The sequence below is a fragment of the Pseudomonas sp. genome, assembly GCF_050739775.1.
Lineage (GTDB): Bacteria > Pseudomonadota > Gammaproteobacteria > Pseudomonadales > Pseudomonadaceae > Aquipseudomonas.
In genome coordinates, this window is sequence record NZ_JBOICA010000007.1 from 1 (window position 1) to 13,923 (window position 13,923).

General features: G+C 58.5%; 10 protein-coding genes and 2 pseudogenes. 8 read left to right on the plus strand and 4 right to left on the minus strand.

Going from position 1 to position 13,923, the window contains the following annotated elements:
* Positions 1–304 precede the first annotated feature (304 nt).
* The 4 genes and pseudogenes from ACRESH_RS05490 to ACRESH_RS05505 all read left to right on the plus strand — a co-directional run.
* A pseudogene (locus ACRESH_RS05490) lies at positions 305–654 on the plus strand (Arm DNA-binding domain-containing protein); the annotation flags it as partial.
* Between the two features lie 69 nt (positions 655–723).
* A pseudogene (locus ACRESH_RS05495) lies at positions 724–816 on the plus strand (replication protein A); the annotation flags it as partial.
* 391 nt (positions 817–1,207) lie between these two features.
* On the plus strand, positions 1,208–1,513 hold the full coding sequence (locus ACRESH_RS05500) for a hypothetical protein (protein WP_431741009.1): 306 nt from the start codon (positions 1,208–1,210) through the stop codon (positions 1,511–1,513).
* A gap of 50 nt (positions 1,514–1,563) precedes the next feature.
* A complete protein-coding gene (locus ACRESH_RS05505) occupies positions 1,564–3,786 on the plus strand; it encodes a hypothetical protein (protein ID WP_431741010.1) in 2,223 nt (740 codons plus the stop codon).
* A gap of 64 nt (positions 3,787–3,850) precedes the next feature.
* Here ACRESH_RS05505 and ACRESH_RS05510 read toward each other — a convergent pair whose 3' ends face one another.
* Positions 3,851–4,336, minus strand: coding sequence for an ester cyclase (locus tag ACRESH_RS05510; protein WP_431741011.1), 486 nt, complete (start codon positions 4,334–4,336; stop codon positions 3,851–3,853).
* 379 nt (positions 4,337–4,715) lie between these two features.
* On the opposite strand from ACRESH_RS05510, the gene ACRESH_RS05515 reads away from it, so the two are divergent.
* On the plus strand, positions 4,716–6,095 hold the full coding sequence (locus ACRESH_RS05515; protein ID WP_431741012.1) for a multicopper oxidase family protein: 1,380 nt from the start codon (positions 4,716–4,718) through the stop codon (positions 6,093–6,095).
* The gene (gene tadA / locus ACRESH_RS05520) at positions 6,095–6,577 is read left to right on the plus strand and encodes a tRNA adenosine(34) deaminase TadA (RefSeq protein ID WP_431741013.1); all 483 of its coding nucleotides are present in this window, start codon (positions 6,095–6,097) and stop codon (positions 6,575–6,577) included. The genes ACRESH_RS05515 and tadA overlap by 1 nt, the downstream gene beginning before the upstream one ends.
* A gap of 119 nt (positions 6,578–6,696) precedes the next feature.
* Here tadA and mltF read toward each other — a convergent pair whose 3' ends face one another.
* Entirely contained in the window at positions 6,697–8,157 is a 1,461-nt protein-coding gene (gene mltF / locus ACRESH_RS05525; RefSeq protein ID WP_431741014.1) for a membrane-bound lytic murein transglycosylase MltF, read from the minus strand.
* A gap of 245 nt (positions 8,158–8,402) precedes the next feature.
* Here mltF and purL point away from each other — a divergent pair, with 245 nt between their 5' ends.
* Complete coding sequence (gene purL, locus ACRESH_RS05530) at positions 8,403–12,302, plus strand: phosphoribosylformylglycinamidine synthase (protein WP_431741015.1); 3,900 nt, start codon at positions 8,403–8,405, stop codon at positions 12,300–12,302.
* Positions 12,303–12,304: 2 nt separating this feature from the next.
* Entirely contained in the window at positions 12,305–12,616 is a 312-nt protein-coding gene (locus tag ACRESH_RS05535; protein ID WP_431741119.1) for an NGG1p interacting factor NIF3, read from the plus strand.
* Positions 12,617–12,693: 77 nt separating this feature from the next.
* Here ACRESH_RS05535 and ACRESH_RS05540 read toward each other — a convergent pair whose 3' ends face one another.
* Entirely contained in the window at positions 12,694–13,251 is a 558-nt protein-coding gene (locus ACRESH_RS05540) for a L,D-transpeptidase family protein (protein ID WP_431741016.1), read from the minus strand.
* Positions 13,252–13,270: 19 nt separating this feature from the next.
* Entirely contained in the window at positions 13,271–13,825 is a 555-nt protein-coding gene (locus tag ACRESH_RS05545; protein WP_431741017.1) for an NUDIX hydrolase, read from the minus strand.
* Between the last annotated feature and the right edge of the window lie 98 nt (positions 13,826–13,923).

Sequence of the window (13,923 nt, forward strand, 5' to 3'; positions counted from 1 at the left end):
ACCTATCGAGGTGTCCGGGGAAATTAGACCACTACACCCATCCCATCCCATCCCATCCCATCCCAACCCAACCCAACCCAACCCAAGGATCATAGTCCCCAGGATTCCGTGAAAAACCTTTTTTGTGGCATCGTTGAAGGTATTGACCGGACCCGATGCCATGTTCGGTGCTTGATACCATGTTGCCTATACCGAGAAGGTCATGGTGTCGAACTTAATCAACCTACTGATTTATATTAGTTTCTCATAAGAAAGTAGGTGGATTTCTGAGCATGGTATTTTTGACGTGGAATCTGCGAACGCCATGCTGACCGATACCAAGCTGCGCAACCTCAAGCCGAAAGAGAAGCTCTACAAAGTGAACGACCGAGACGGCCTTTACGTGGCCGTCACCGCCGCAGGGTCGATCTCGTTTCGCTACAACTACGATCCCATCAACGGGCGGCAGGAAATTATTACGTTCGGCTGGTACGGTGTTGGCGGTATCACTCTTGCGAAAGCCCGAGAACGCTTGGGCGAGGCGAAAAAATGGTTGCGGCTGGTAAGTCGCCTGCCAAAGAGAAAGCCCGTGACATGCGCCGCTCGGTTTACGAACGTGAGCTGAAGCCGAAATTCGGCAATCAGAAGTTGGCAGAGATTACCCATGAGAACGTGGAGGAATGGATCGCAGTGCGTAAGTCGTCATGCACCCAAGCTCGACACCCAGGAATGGGGGGCTGAATCGTGGCGATTGATTTGAGGTCGGCATTCGAGAATGAGCCGCCGGTACTGGACTTTATCTGGTCCGGCTTCCTTGCTGGAACTGTTGGAGCGTTGGACACCCGTTAAGGTTTACGCCGCCAGCCGTCCTCTGGCGACTGGCGACTGATATCCCTAATAAAACAAACTTAAATAATACTGGGTTAGCGCGCCTTATCGTTGATAAAAGGTCGAACCCCCTATGCTATTGGGAGTAGGCCTCGCGCTAGGCCACGCGGTAGAGTCGATAATCGCTGTGCCGCAGAAACTATGACTTTTCAGAATTTCTCTAATCGCAAAACACACTAAAGATAAGTTTGCAGGTAGTTTGCGTCTTGTCTACTCTTATGGCGCACTGTTTCAATGGTTCTAAGACCGCATTTGTTGTGTGATTCAACGACGTTTTTCAGGTGGTAGTTGACAAGCTGTTCAATCAATCCGTAGCGTGCATTCAAGCGGAAAACTATTGATGGCCAATTTAACGATAGATCTACAGGATGGCTTTTCGAAAGAGAGGATCGTTGTGAACATTGCTGGACGTTTGCTTTTTCAGCAAGAGAATCTTTCCACTCGTACTCAGATCGGGCTCGCCGCATCATTTTCCACAAGGGTGGCCGGAGGATTGGTTATCCTGAGTTTTCTATTTCCTGATCGCAGTGACAAGCCCCAAACGCTGTCTCTGACTATTCACGACGATACGTATCTTGGCGTTTCATTGGATGCTGAAGGTTTGATTGTTTCGAAGACGTCAAATGCGCCATTCATGTATGCGTGATATTACCATTCAGACTGTGCATTCCTTAACCTTGCAAAGGAGATATCAACATGCAAAAGTTAACTCCGCACGAGGGCAGTCAAGAAGGAATCTACGCCAGCGGATCCGAAGCCATGATGCCAGGTGCCATACACTGGCCGGTATCCGCTATTTCAGTCAGTGGCCTTTACAAACTGAGTACTGACCGAAAATTACCCTTTGTACCGCACCTCGAGCAAAGTGTTCAAAGTGCTTATCAGGGTCAGGAGCTTGAACAGGAATACCCAGAACCAGACCTCTATGATGGCGGTACCGAGGCCATGTTAGCGGGCATAAAAACACACGAGGAGTTAAGGCTTGACGTAGACGGCCCCTACCCACAAATGACGGCCAGCGGCACTATCACGCGCTCCTTTTTTGGCCGCACTCATTGGATTGCCAAATTAAAGCGCAGTGGCCGTTTTAGTTGGAGTGGTCATATTTGGTTCAAGGAGGGACACCTTGCGTTCTTGCCCCAGACCAATATAGAAATCACCGTATCGAACAGCCTGCATAACCATCAGCGCCGTATCACAGCCAAGTATAGCGGCGGTGGCGCGCCAGTCCGTATCCGCGCGTTTCGCTTTCACTCGGCCTATTACCACGATGTCGAGTTTGAGTTCGACCGCACGCAGGGCATTTCGGCAGTCACTTCGATCGACACGGATGCACACCCGAACAGGCCAGCATCCATTCCGACCGAAAGTCTCTCGATTGACACGGTGTTTCGTCGGGTCGGGTTTAAGACCACCCGCTTGCCAGGCAATGACATTCCGCTGGCCAGCGCGGGCAGCAACGCCAGCTGGAGCGACATGGAAATGCACAACGCCATGCAAACCTATTGGTCAAAATTCGCCGACAAACCGCAATGGAGCCTGTGGACGTTTTTTGCCAATCGGCACGATATGGGGCCCAGTCTGGGCGGCATAATGTTTGACGACATTGGCCCCAATCACCGCCAGGGTACGGCCTTGTTCTACGACTCCTTCATCTCACAAGCGCCGGCCGGTGACGCGGCTCCGGGCGCCTGGGTTAACCGCATGCGCTTCTGGACTGCCGTGCATGAAATGGGGCATGCGTTCAACCTGGCACATTCCTGGCAAAAATCCCTAGTGATTGGCGGTAAAGGCCCCTGGATTCCACTGGCCAATGAACCCGAAGCGCGCAGTTTCATGAACTACCCCTACAATGTGTCCGGTGGACAAACGGCGTTCTTCTCCGATTTTGAATACCGATTCAGCGACAGCGAGTTGTTGTTCCTGCGCCACGTGCCCCAGCAGTATGTGCAAATGGGCAATGCGGATTGGTTTGACGATCACGGCTTCGAGCAAGCGGAAATATCGGCCGAACCCTCGTTGCGCCTAGAGATCAGGGTAAATAAAGAGCAGGCCCGCTTTGAGTTCCTTGAACCGGTTATGCTTGAATTGAAGTTGACCAATGTTTCCGATCAACCGAAGTTGCTACCTGACGATTTGCTCACCAATAGCGAGGCCATGACCGTCATCATCAAGCGTGCCGGTCAAACCGCCAAGGCACGCTTGTCCTACGCTCACTATCTGCGTAAGCCGGGGCAGATAGTGTTAAAGAGTCGCGAGTCCATCTACGAGTCACTGTTCGTGGCTGCCGGTCGTGGAGGCTGGCAAATCGCCGAACCTGGAAATTATCTGGTACAAATTTGTCTGCACAGGGGCGACGAGGACATAGTCTCGAATCCATTGAAAGTTCGGGTGCAGCCGCCGCTACAGAAGCAAGAGGAATTGTTGGCGCAGGATTTTTTTGAGGACGATGTGGGGCGCGTGCTCACCTTCGATGGTGGTAACTACAGCCGCCTTGCCAATGATACCTTGCGGGAAGTTGTCGCCAAACTGCCCGACCGGTTGGTGGCTGCTCACGCGAAAGTTGCGCTGTTCATGGCGAATATCGCTGACGTAAAGTGCCTGGATGTCAGTAAGGATGCACCGCGTATTATTGTGCAGAAAGCCAAGTACGACGAAGCCAGGCGGGAGCTGGAGAAACTATTCTCCAAACAAGCCGATGCCGTCGCCGAGACCTTGGGGCATATCGATTACAATAATTATGTCAATAAGTTCTGCGATGCAGTCGGCGTTGATACCGGCAAGGAAGCGCTGACGAGCATTAGCAATACGCTAAAAGCCGCAGCGCAGGCATTGACCGCATGCAGAGTGAAAAAAGAAGTTGTACAAAAACTCGAAGAGCGGATGAAACTGGTGAGCAAGGAAGTCAAAGCCTCTTGATCTGTCTTTTTTGTGTTGCGCCGGAGCCCTTGGGCTCCGGCTGTTTTGCGACTGCTAGACGCAATTACCAACCCAACTGCTTGTTGAACGACAATGCATCATAGTAGTCATGCTGCGATGCGATCTTGCCGTCCTTCAGCTTGATGAAACTGACACCCTTGAACGACAACGGCTTGTTGGTCGCGGGAGTCTCGGGCGCCCAGGCACCGGTGTTGTGCCCGTCAAACTGCCACTCGAAGGCGATGTTGTCGCCGTCGATGATCGGTTGGCCAATCATCTGCCATTTCAGGTCAGGCACCGCATCGATAAACAGCTTGATGACTTCGACCCTGGCGGCTTCCCGGCCGACCTTAGGCACGCCTACGGACGCGTCGAGAAACTCTCCGTTTTCGGCAAAATACTGTGCCGCGGCATCGGGGTCGTGTTTGTTCCAGGCGCTCATGTAGGCGTTGATGACCTCCAGCGTCTTGTCTTTGTCCGCCGCCATCGAAAACTGGGCAAACAACAGGAAGACCAGGATGCTGGCAAGGCGAAGCGAGATCCGGTGCATGGTATTTCCTCTTCGTTTGTTGCTGTTGTTGGAAAGACGGAAATCAGTTTTGCCCAGGCATGCAACGGCCTATCGCGGCGTCGGCAGTTCAACCAGCGACCAATCGTTCGATAGCGGTTTGAGCTTGTGCATCTTGGCAGCGGCTGGGCATGTTGCCCACGAACCAGTTGGTGGGGTAATTGTAGAAGCTTTCGCTTTGGCGGTTGACGTTCGTGTCCTGTGCGGTCGGTCGTAAGTTTCTGATGACGCGCAGGGCGCTTGCCTGCGGCAACACTTCACTTAATCTTTCGCAATTGCAGGTGTATCGTATTCGCCCTTCATCGTCGGCACCTGACAAGGTGCCGGCAGGTTGTTCCTGGCATTACGAGGTACCTGCTGCATGTCCTTTACCCGGCGACAAATACTCGGTGGCCTGACCGGCCTGGTGGCAATCGGTCTGGGTGCCGGTGGCGCATCCCGTTACTGGCTGGGGCGCAGTGACCCGAACGCCGGGCACGACTACGAGCTGATTGCCGCGCCGCTGGATGTGGAGCTGGTCTCGGGGCACAAGACCGAGGCCTGGGCCTTTGGTCCATCAGCGCCGGGCACCGAGCTGCGGGTGCGTCAGGGTGAGTGGTTGCGCGTGCGCTTTATCAACCACCTGCCGGTGGCCACCACCATTCACTGGCACGGTATCCGCCTGCCGCTGGAGATGGACGGGGTGCCCTACGTCTCACAGCTACCGGTTTTGCCAGGCGAGTATTTCGACTACAAGTTCCGCGTGCCGGATGCCGGTAGCTACTGGTATCACCCTCATGTGAACAGTTCCGAAGAGCTTGGAAAAGGCCTGGTCGGTCCGCTGATTGTTGAGGAGCGTGAACCCACCGGCTTCAAGCATGAACGCACCCTGAGCCTGAAAAACTGGCATGTGGACGAGCAAGGCGCCTACCTGCCGTTCAGCATCCCCCGTGAAGCCGCCCGTGGTGGTACTGCCGGGCGCTTGATCACCATCAATGGCCAAGCTAGTGCGGTCGTGGACATGCCGGCGGGGCAAATTGTCCGGGTGCGCCTGCTCAATCTGGATAACACGCTGACCTACCGCATCAACCTGAAGGGTAACTTCGAGGCGCGGATTTACGCCCTCGATGGCAACCCGATCACCCCGCGGCCGTTGGGCAAGGATTACTGGCTTGGCCCTGGCATGCGCATCTGTCTGGCAATCAAGATGCCGCCGGCCGGTGAAGAGCTGTCGTTGCGCGACGGCTCGGTGCGCCTGGGGACCCTGTATTCGGTGGCCAGCAGTGAAGCGCCAGGCGAGTGGCCGCCGGCGTTGCCGGCCAACCCGGTGGCCGAGCCGGACCTGGCCAATGCCGAGAAGCTCAACTTCAATTTCGAGTGGGTGGGCTCGGTTTCGGTCAACACCGAGAATGGCAAGCCGCCAAGCCTGTGGCAGATCAATGGTCAGGCCTGGGACATCACTGACAAGACTTGTGCCGACCGACCGATTGCCACCTTGAAGAAGGGCAAGAGCTATATTTTCGAGCTCAAGAACATGACCCAGTACCAGCACCCGATCCATCTGCATGGCATGAGTTTCAAGGTGCTCAGTTCGAACCGCCACAAATTCCCGGAGCAGTACTTCACCGATACTTACCTGCTGGGCAAGAACGAGAGTGCTCAGGTGGCGTTGGTGGCCGATAATCCGGGGGTCTGGATGTTCCATTGCCATGTGATCGACCATATGGAAACCGGCCTGATGGCCGCGATCGAGGTCGCCTGATGCGTCAGCCGCAGATCATTGATCGCAGCCGCGACCAGGAATTCATGCGTCAGGCGCTGGAGCTGGCGGCGCAAGGTGCGGCCATGGGTGAGGTGCCGGTGGGGGCGGTGCTGGTGCAGCATGGTCAGGTCATTGGTCGGGGCTTCAACTGCCCGATCAGCGGCAGTGATCCCAGTGCCCATGCCGAAATGGTCGCCATCCGTGCCGCCGCCCAGGCCGCGAGCAACTACCGTCTGCCTGGCAGCACCCTGTACGTGACGCTGGAGCCCTGCAGCATGTGCGCCGGACTGATCGTGCATTCGCGCATTGCGCGGGTGGTGTACGGCGCGTTGGAGCCCAAGGCGGGCGTTGTGCAGAGTCAGGGGCAGTTTTTTACCCAGGGCTTTCTCAACCATCGGGTGTTGTTCGAAGGCGGGGTGCTGGCCGAGGAGTGTGGGGCGATTCTTTCCGAGTTCTTCAAGGCGCGTCGGGCCAAGGCCTGACCTGTGGAAGCGGATTCATCCGCGAAGGGTTGCAGCGCGGCTCCGGAGGCAGGGACTGCTACGCAGTCCTTCGCGGATAAATCCCACGCAGGTTCGTCTGAACCAAGGGTTGTGCAGCTTCACAGCGGCGGCGTCTGCTCGGTCGGTTTGGTCTTGTCGACGCCCGGTACATGCAGGCTGCCATCGGCCACCTGACTGCCCTCCAGCTGTGGCTGGGTCACCCAGGTGAGGATGTCGTAGTAACGGCGGATGTTGGCCACAAAGTGCACCGGTTCGCCGCCTCGGGCATAACCGTAACGGGTCTTGCTGTACCACTGTTTCTGCGACAGGCGTGGCAGCATTTTCTTAACATCCAGCCATTTGTTCGGGTTCAGACCTTCGCGCTTGGCCAGTTTGCGTGCATCGTCCAGGTGACCGCCGCCGACGTTGTAGGCCGCCAGGGCAAACCAGGTGCGGTCTGGCTCCTTAATCGAGTCGTCCAGCTGGGATTTTACGTACATGAAGTACTTGGCCCCGCCACGAATGCTCTGCACCGGATCCAGTCGGTTGGACACGCCCATGGCCTGGGCGGTGCGCTGGGTCAGCATCATCAGGCCGCGCACGCCGGTCTTGGAGGTGACTTCAGCCTGCCACATGGACTCCTGATAGCCGATGGCAGCCAGCAAGCGCCAGTCGACCTGCTCTTTCTTGGCCGACACCTTGAAGTGCTTCTCATAACGCGGCAAACGTTGCTGCAGGTGCTGGGCAAAGGTGTAGGCGCCGACATAACCGAGTACATCGACATGGCCGTAGTAGCGGTCTTTCAAGCGCTGCAAGGTGCCGTTCTTCTGCACCTTGTCGAGAAATTCGTTGATCTCGTTGAGCAGGCTGTTGTCGTCGCCGGCAGCCACCGCCCAACGCTGGTCGCGCGAGTCGCCCAGGTCGAAGGCAACTCGCACCTTGGGAAAGTAGACCTGGTTCATCGCCAGCTCATTGGAATCGACCAGGGTCAGATCGATCTGACCTTCATCGACCATGCGCAGCAGGTCGACCACTTCTACAGCGTCAGACTCTTCGTATTCGAGCGCCGGATACTGCTTTTTCAGCTCCGCCAGCTGTTCGGCATGGGTGCTGCCCTTGAGCACCATGATCTTCTTGCCGACCAGGTCCTTGGCATCGGTCGGCCGCGAGCGACCGTTGCGGTAGATGATCTGTGGGGTCACTTCCAGGTAGGGATGGGAAAAACGTACCTGTGACTTGCGCCGCTCGCTACTGACCAGGCCAGCAGCCGCCACTACCGGTCCCGATGGCTTGCCGAGCTGGTCGTACAACTCGTCGAGGTTGTCGGCTGTCTCGATTTTCAGTTCCACCCCGAGGTCATCGGCAAAACGCTTGACCAGCTCGTATTCGAAGCCGGTTTCACCGTTGCGATCCTCGAAGTAGGTGGCAGGGCTGTTGCGGGTGATCACGCGCAGTACACCGTCCTCCTTGACGCGCTCAAGGGTGCTGGGTTTTTCAACACAGGCACCGAGCATCAGGAAGAGTCCGGTCGCGATGAGCCATCTGGCGCAGCGCTGGCGCAAAGCAGTTTGGGCAAACATAGGTTGCAGTATACGCAAAGGACTGGTCCCGCCATATCTCGACAACGGTTTGCTTGTCTGCTAGCACGCTTTGCGCTAGGCCGTGGTGGGCTGACGCGGACAAATCTTTTTTTGACCCTTGAGTCCGGTTTGTTTCGCCGACACGCGGCCGCGTCAGAATGCTGTGTTTCGGGTGCCGGAAGCGACGGATTTAGGCTAGAATGCACGGCCTCTAAGCACACCCCCTTCCTGAGGCTGTCCCGACGATGTTGATCCTGCGCGGCGCTCCTGCCCTTTCTGCCTTTCGCCACGGTAAATTACTCGAGCAATTGAGCCAGAAAGTCCCCGCTGTTAGTGGTTTGTACGCTGAATTCGCTCATTTCGCCGAGGTTGACGGCGATCTGACTGCCGAGCAACAGCAAGTGCTCGCGCGCCTGCTCAAGTACGGCCCGAGCGTACCGGTACAGGAACCGACCGGTCGCCTGTTCCTGGTAATGCCACGATTCGGCACCATCTCGCCTTGGTCGAGCAAGGCCAGTGACATCGCCCACAACTGCGGCCTGGAGAATATCCAGCGCCTGGAGCGCGGTATCGCCTTCTATGTCAGCGGCGAGCTGAGCGAAGCCGATGCCGCCAACGTCGCCGACGTGCTGCACGACCGCATGACCCAGATCGTCCTGAGTGAGCTGATCGATGCCGCCGGCCTGTTCAGCCACGCCCAGCCCAAGCCGCTGACTGCTGTCGACATTCTCGGTGGTGGCCGTGCCGCGCTGGAAAAGGCCAACGTTGAGCTGGGCCTGGCCCTGGCCGACGATGAGATCGACTACCTGGTGACCAGTTTCCAGGGCCTCAAGCGCAATCCGCACGACATCGAACTGATGATGTTCGCCCAGGCCAACTCCGAACACTGCCGCCACAAGATCTTCAATGCCAGCTGGGATATCGATGGCGAAAGCCAGGATAAAAGCCTGTTCGGCATGATCAAGAACACCTACCAGATGCACAGCGAAGGCGTGTTGTCCGCTTACAAGGACAACGCCTCGGTGATCGTTGGTTCCGTGGCCGGACGCTTCTTCCCGAATCCTGAAACCCGCCAGTACGGCGCAGTGCAGGAGCCGGTGCACATTTTGATGAAGGTCGAGACCCACAACCACCCGACCGCCATCTCGCCGTTCTCCGGTGCCTCCACCGGTTCCGGTGGCGAAATCCGCGACGAGGGCGCCACCGGCCGCGGCGCCAAGCCAAAAGCGGGCCTGACCGGCTTTACCGTTTCCAACCTGCAGATTCCGGGCTTCGAACAGCCATGGGAGAAGGCCTACGGCAAGCCTGAGCGTATCGTCACCGCGCTGGACATCATGATTGAAGGCCCGCTGGGTGGCGCGGCGTTCAACAACGAGTTCGGCCGTCCGGCGCTGACCGGTTACTTCCGTACCTTCGAGCAGTCGATCAACACCCCGCATGGCGAAGAAGTGCGCGGCTACCACAAGCCGATCATGCTCGCCGGCGGTATGGGCAACATCCGTGAAGACCACGTGAAGAAGGGCGAGATCACCGTCGGCGCCAAGCTGATCGTGCTCGGTGGCCCGGCCATGCTGATCGGCCTGGGCGGCGGCGCGGCTTCGTCCGTCGATACGGGTGCCAGCTCCGCCGACCTGGACTTCGCCTCGGTGCAGCGCGAGAACCCGGAAATGGAACGCCGCTGCCAGGAGGTCATCGACCGCTGCTGGCAGCTGGGTGACAACAACCCGATCGCCTTCATCCATGACGTCGGCGCGGGCGGCATTTCCAACGCCTTCCCTGAGCTGGTCAACGACGGTGGCCGCGGTGGCCGCTTCGAACTGCGCAACGTGCCCAACGACGAGCCGGGCATGGCCCCGCACGAGATCTGGAGCAACGAATCCCAGGAACGTTATGTCCTGGCGGTGAGCGCTGGCGACTTTGAGCGCTTCAAGGCCATCTGTGAACGCGAGCGCTGCCCGTTCGCGGTCGTTGGCGAGGCCACCGAAGAGCCGCACCTGACCGTTACCGACAGCCACTTCGGCAACACTCCGGTAGACATGCCGCTCGACGTGCTGTTGGGCAAGCCACCGCGCATGCACCGTTCGGTCACCCGCGAAGCGGAGCTGGGCGATGACTTTGACCCAAGCACCCTCGAGCTGAAGGACTCGGTCGAGCGCGTTCTGCGTCACCCGGCCGTGGCCAGCAAGAGCTTCCTGATCACCATCGGCGACCGCACCATTACCGGCCTGGTTGCCCGCGACCAGATGGTTGGCCCATGGCAGGTGCCAGTGGCCGACGTCGCGGTCACCGCCACCAGCTTTGACGTCTACACCGGTGAAGCCATGGCCATGGGCGAGCGCACACCGCTGGCCCTGCTCGACTCTCCGGCTTCGGGGCGCATGGCGATCGGCGAGACGCTGACCAACATGGCCGCCTCGCGTATTGAAAAACTCTCCGACATCAAACTGTCGGCCAACTGGATGTCCGCAGCCGGTCACCCGGGTGAAGACGCGCGCCTGTACGACACCGTCAAGGCCGTCGGCATGGAACTGTGTCCTGAACTGGGTCTGACCATTCCGGTGGGCAAGGACTCCATGTCCATGAAGACCCGTTGGGAAGAGCAAGGTCGCGAGAAAACCGTGACCTCGCCGCTGTCGCTGATCGTCACCGGTTTCGCCCCGGTCACCGACATCCGCGAGACCCTGACCCCTGAACTGCGCATGGACAAGGGCGAGACCGATCTGATCCTGATCGACCTCGGCCGCGGCCAGAACCGCATGGGCGCCTCGATCCTCGCCCAGACCCACGGCAAGCTGGGCAGCCAGGCACCGGATGTCGACGACGCCGAAGACCTGAAAGCCTTCTTCGCCGTGATCCAGGGTCTGAACGCCGATGGCCACCTGCTGGCCTACCACGACCGTTCCGACGGTGGCCTGCTGGTCACTGCGCTGGAAATGGCCTTTGCCGGTCATTGCGGCTTGCACCTGGAACTGGACACCCTGACCAGCAAGGGTGAAAAGATCGCCGCCATCCTCTTCAACGAAGAGTTGGGTGCGGTGATCCAGGTGCGTCAGGATGCTACTCCGGATGTGTTGGCCCAGTTCAGTGCTGCCGGCCTGGGTGAAGACTGCGTCGCGGTGATCGGCCAGCCGGTCAACAACAGCGAAGTTGTGATCCAGCACCTGGGGGAAGAGCTGTTCAAGGGCGACCGTCGCCTGCTGCAACGTCAGTGGGCTGAAACCAGCTACCAGATCCAGCGCCTGCGTGACAACGCCGACTGCGCCGATCAGGAGTTCGACGGCCTGCTCGAAGAAGACAACCCGGGCCTGAGCGTCAAGCTCGGCTTCGATGTCAACCAGGACATCGCCGCACCGTACATCAAGAAGGGCGTCCGTCCTCAGGTGGCGGTATTGCGTGAGCAGGGCGTCAACGGTCAGGTCGAGATGGCAGCTGCCTTCGACCGTGCCGGCTTCAACGCTATCGACGTGCACATGAGCGATATCCTTGCCGGTCGTGTCGATCTCAACGAGTTCAAGGGGCTGGTAGCCTGCGGTGGCTTCTCCTACGGTGACGTACTGGGCGCCGGTGAAGGCTGGGCCAAGTCGGCGCTGTTCAACAGCCGTGCCCGTGATGCCTTCCAGGGCTTCTTCGAGCGCAACGACAGCTTTACCCTGGGTGTGTGCAACGGTTGCCAGATGATGTCCAACCTGCATGAGCTGATCCCGGGCACCGAATTGTGGCCGCACTTCGTGCGTAACCGCTCCGAGCAGTTCGAAGCCCGTGTGGCCATGGTCCAGGTCCAGGAGTCGAATTCGATCTTCCTGCAGGGCATGGCCGGTTCGCGCATGCCGATCGCCATTGCTCACGGTGAAGGTCATGCCGAGTTCGAAAGCGAGGAAGCGCTGCTCGAAGCGGATCTGTCCGGATGCGTGGCACTACGCTTTGTCGACAACCATGGCAAGGTCACTGAAACCTACCCGGCCAACCCGAACGGCTCGCCGCGCGGGATCACCGGCCTCACCAGCCGTGACGGTCGCGTCACCATCATGATGCCGCACCCTGAGCGGGTCTTCCGTGCCGTGCAGAACTCCTGGCGTCCGGATGACTGGAACGAAGACGCAGCGTGGATGCGCATGTTCCGCAACGCGCGGGTCTGGGTGAACTAAGGGTGTACAAGCTCGCCTTCTTCGTCCCGCCCAGCCATGTGGAGGTGGTCAAGACTGCTGTGTTCGCCGCAGGCGGCGGACGCATCGGTCACTACGACTGCTGTGCCTGGCAGGTGTTGGGCCAGGGTCAGTTCCGCCCGTTGGACGGCAGTCAGCCGTTTATCGGGCAGCGCGGCGTGGTCGAACAGGTCGAAGAGTGGCGGGTAGAGTTGGTGGTGGCCGATGAGCTGATACAGGCGGTGGTTGCTGCGCTCAAGCACAGTCATCCTTACGAAACACCGGCTTATGAGGTCTGGCAACTCGCTGACTTCTGAGGGCTAAAAAAAACCGCGACCGATGAGCATCGGTCGCGGTTTTTTTGTGCCTGTTCGGGCGCTATCGCAAGACGCCCTCAGGGGCGAATTTCGATCATCGTGCCGTCGGGCACCATGTTCCACACCTCGCGCATATCGCGGTTGGTCATGGCAATGCAGCCTTCGGTCCAGTCCAGGGTGTGGAACACCTCTTCGGGGTACTCTTCGTCCAGCGGCGTGCCGTGGATCATGATCATGCCGCCGGGCGGTACGCCTTCACGCCGGGCCCGTGCCGAATCGCTGATGTTCGGGTAGGACACGTGCATGGCCAGGTTGTAGCGCTCACTCTCCTTGCGCCAGTCGATCCAGTAGAACCCTTCAGGCGTGCGCTTGTCGCCCTCGCGCAGCTTCGGCCCCTTGGGCTGTTTGCCCAAAGAGATGCGATAGGTTTTCAGCGGGGCGCCGGCGCTGATCAGTTGCAGGCGCCGTTCCGATTTGAGTACCAGGATCTTGTCGATGAGCACCGAATGCTCGGATTTGAGCTGGAGCGGCAAGGGCGCGACCTTTTCAATAGGCTTGGTCACGATGGTTTCGGTAAACGCTGCCTGGGACACCGAAGCCACACTGAGGCAGAAAAGAGCAAACAACCAGCGCATGAAACGATATCCCTGAAAACTAGGTGTTGAGTGACGAGGCGAGCAAGGGCGGCAGGCATTCGTTGCCAATCGGGTAGCGCTGCTCGATGCGGTCACGATAATAGCATTCTAGGGTACGGCTGATGGTCCGGAAAGCCAGCTCGTCCCACGGGATTTCACTTTCATCGAAAAGTCGCACTTCCAGGCTTTCGACGCCGACGGCGAAGTCCAGGTCGGCAAGTTCAGCGCGAAAGAACACATGCACCTGGTTAATGTGCGGCAAGTCGAACAGCTGGTACAGGCTCATCTGCCCGACCCGGGCACAGGCTTCCTCGACGGTTTCGCGACGGGCGGCCTGTTCCAGGGTCTCACCGTTCTCCATGAAACCCGCTGGCAGGGTCCAGTAACCCCGGCGCGGCTCGATGGCCCGGCGACACAACAGGACCTGACTGCCCCAGGTCGGCAGCACGCCAGCGACGATATTGGGATTCTGGTAATGGATGGTCTGGCAATGATCGCAGACAAAGCGCAGGCGTGTATCGCCCTCGGGAATACGCTGAATCACCGGATTGCCGCACGCGCTGCAGAATTTCATGCTTTTATTCCTATAGGTTGTGCTTATCTTGGCGCGACTTTCACCGCGGCTGCAAGCCGGTTCACCTCGGGGCTTGGGCGGCTCGCGGCTTTGGTGCA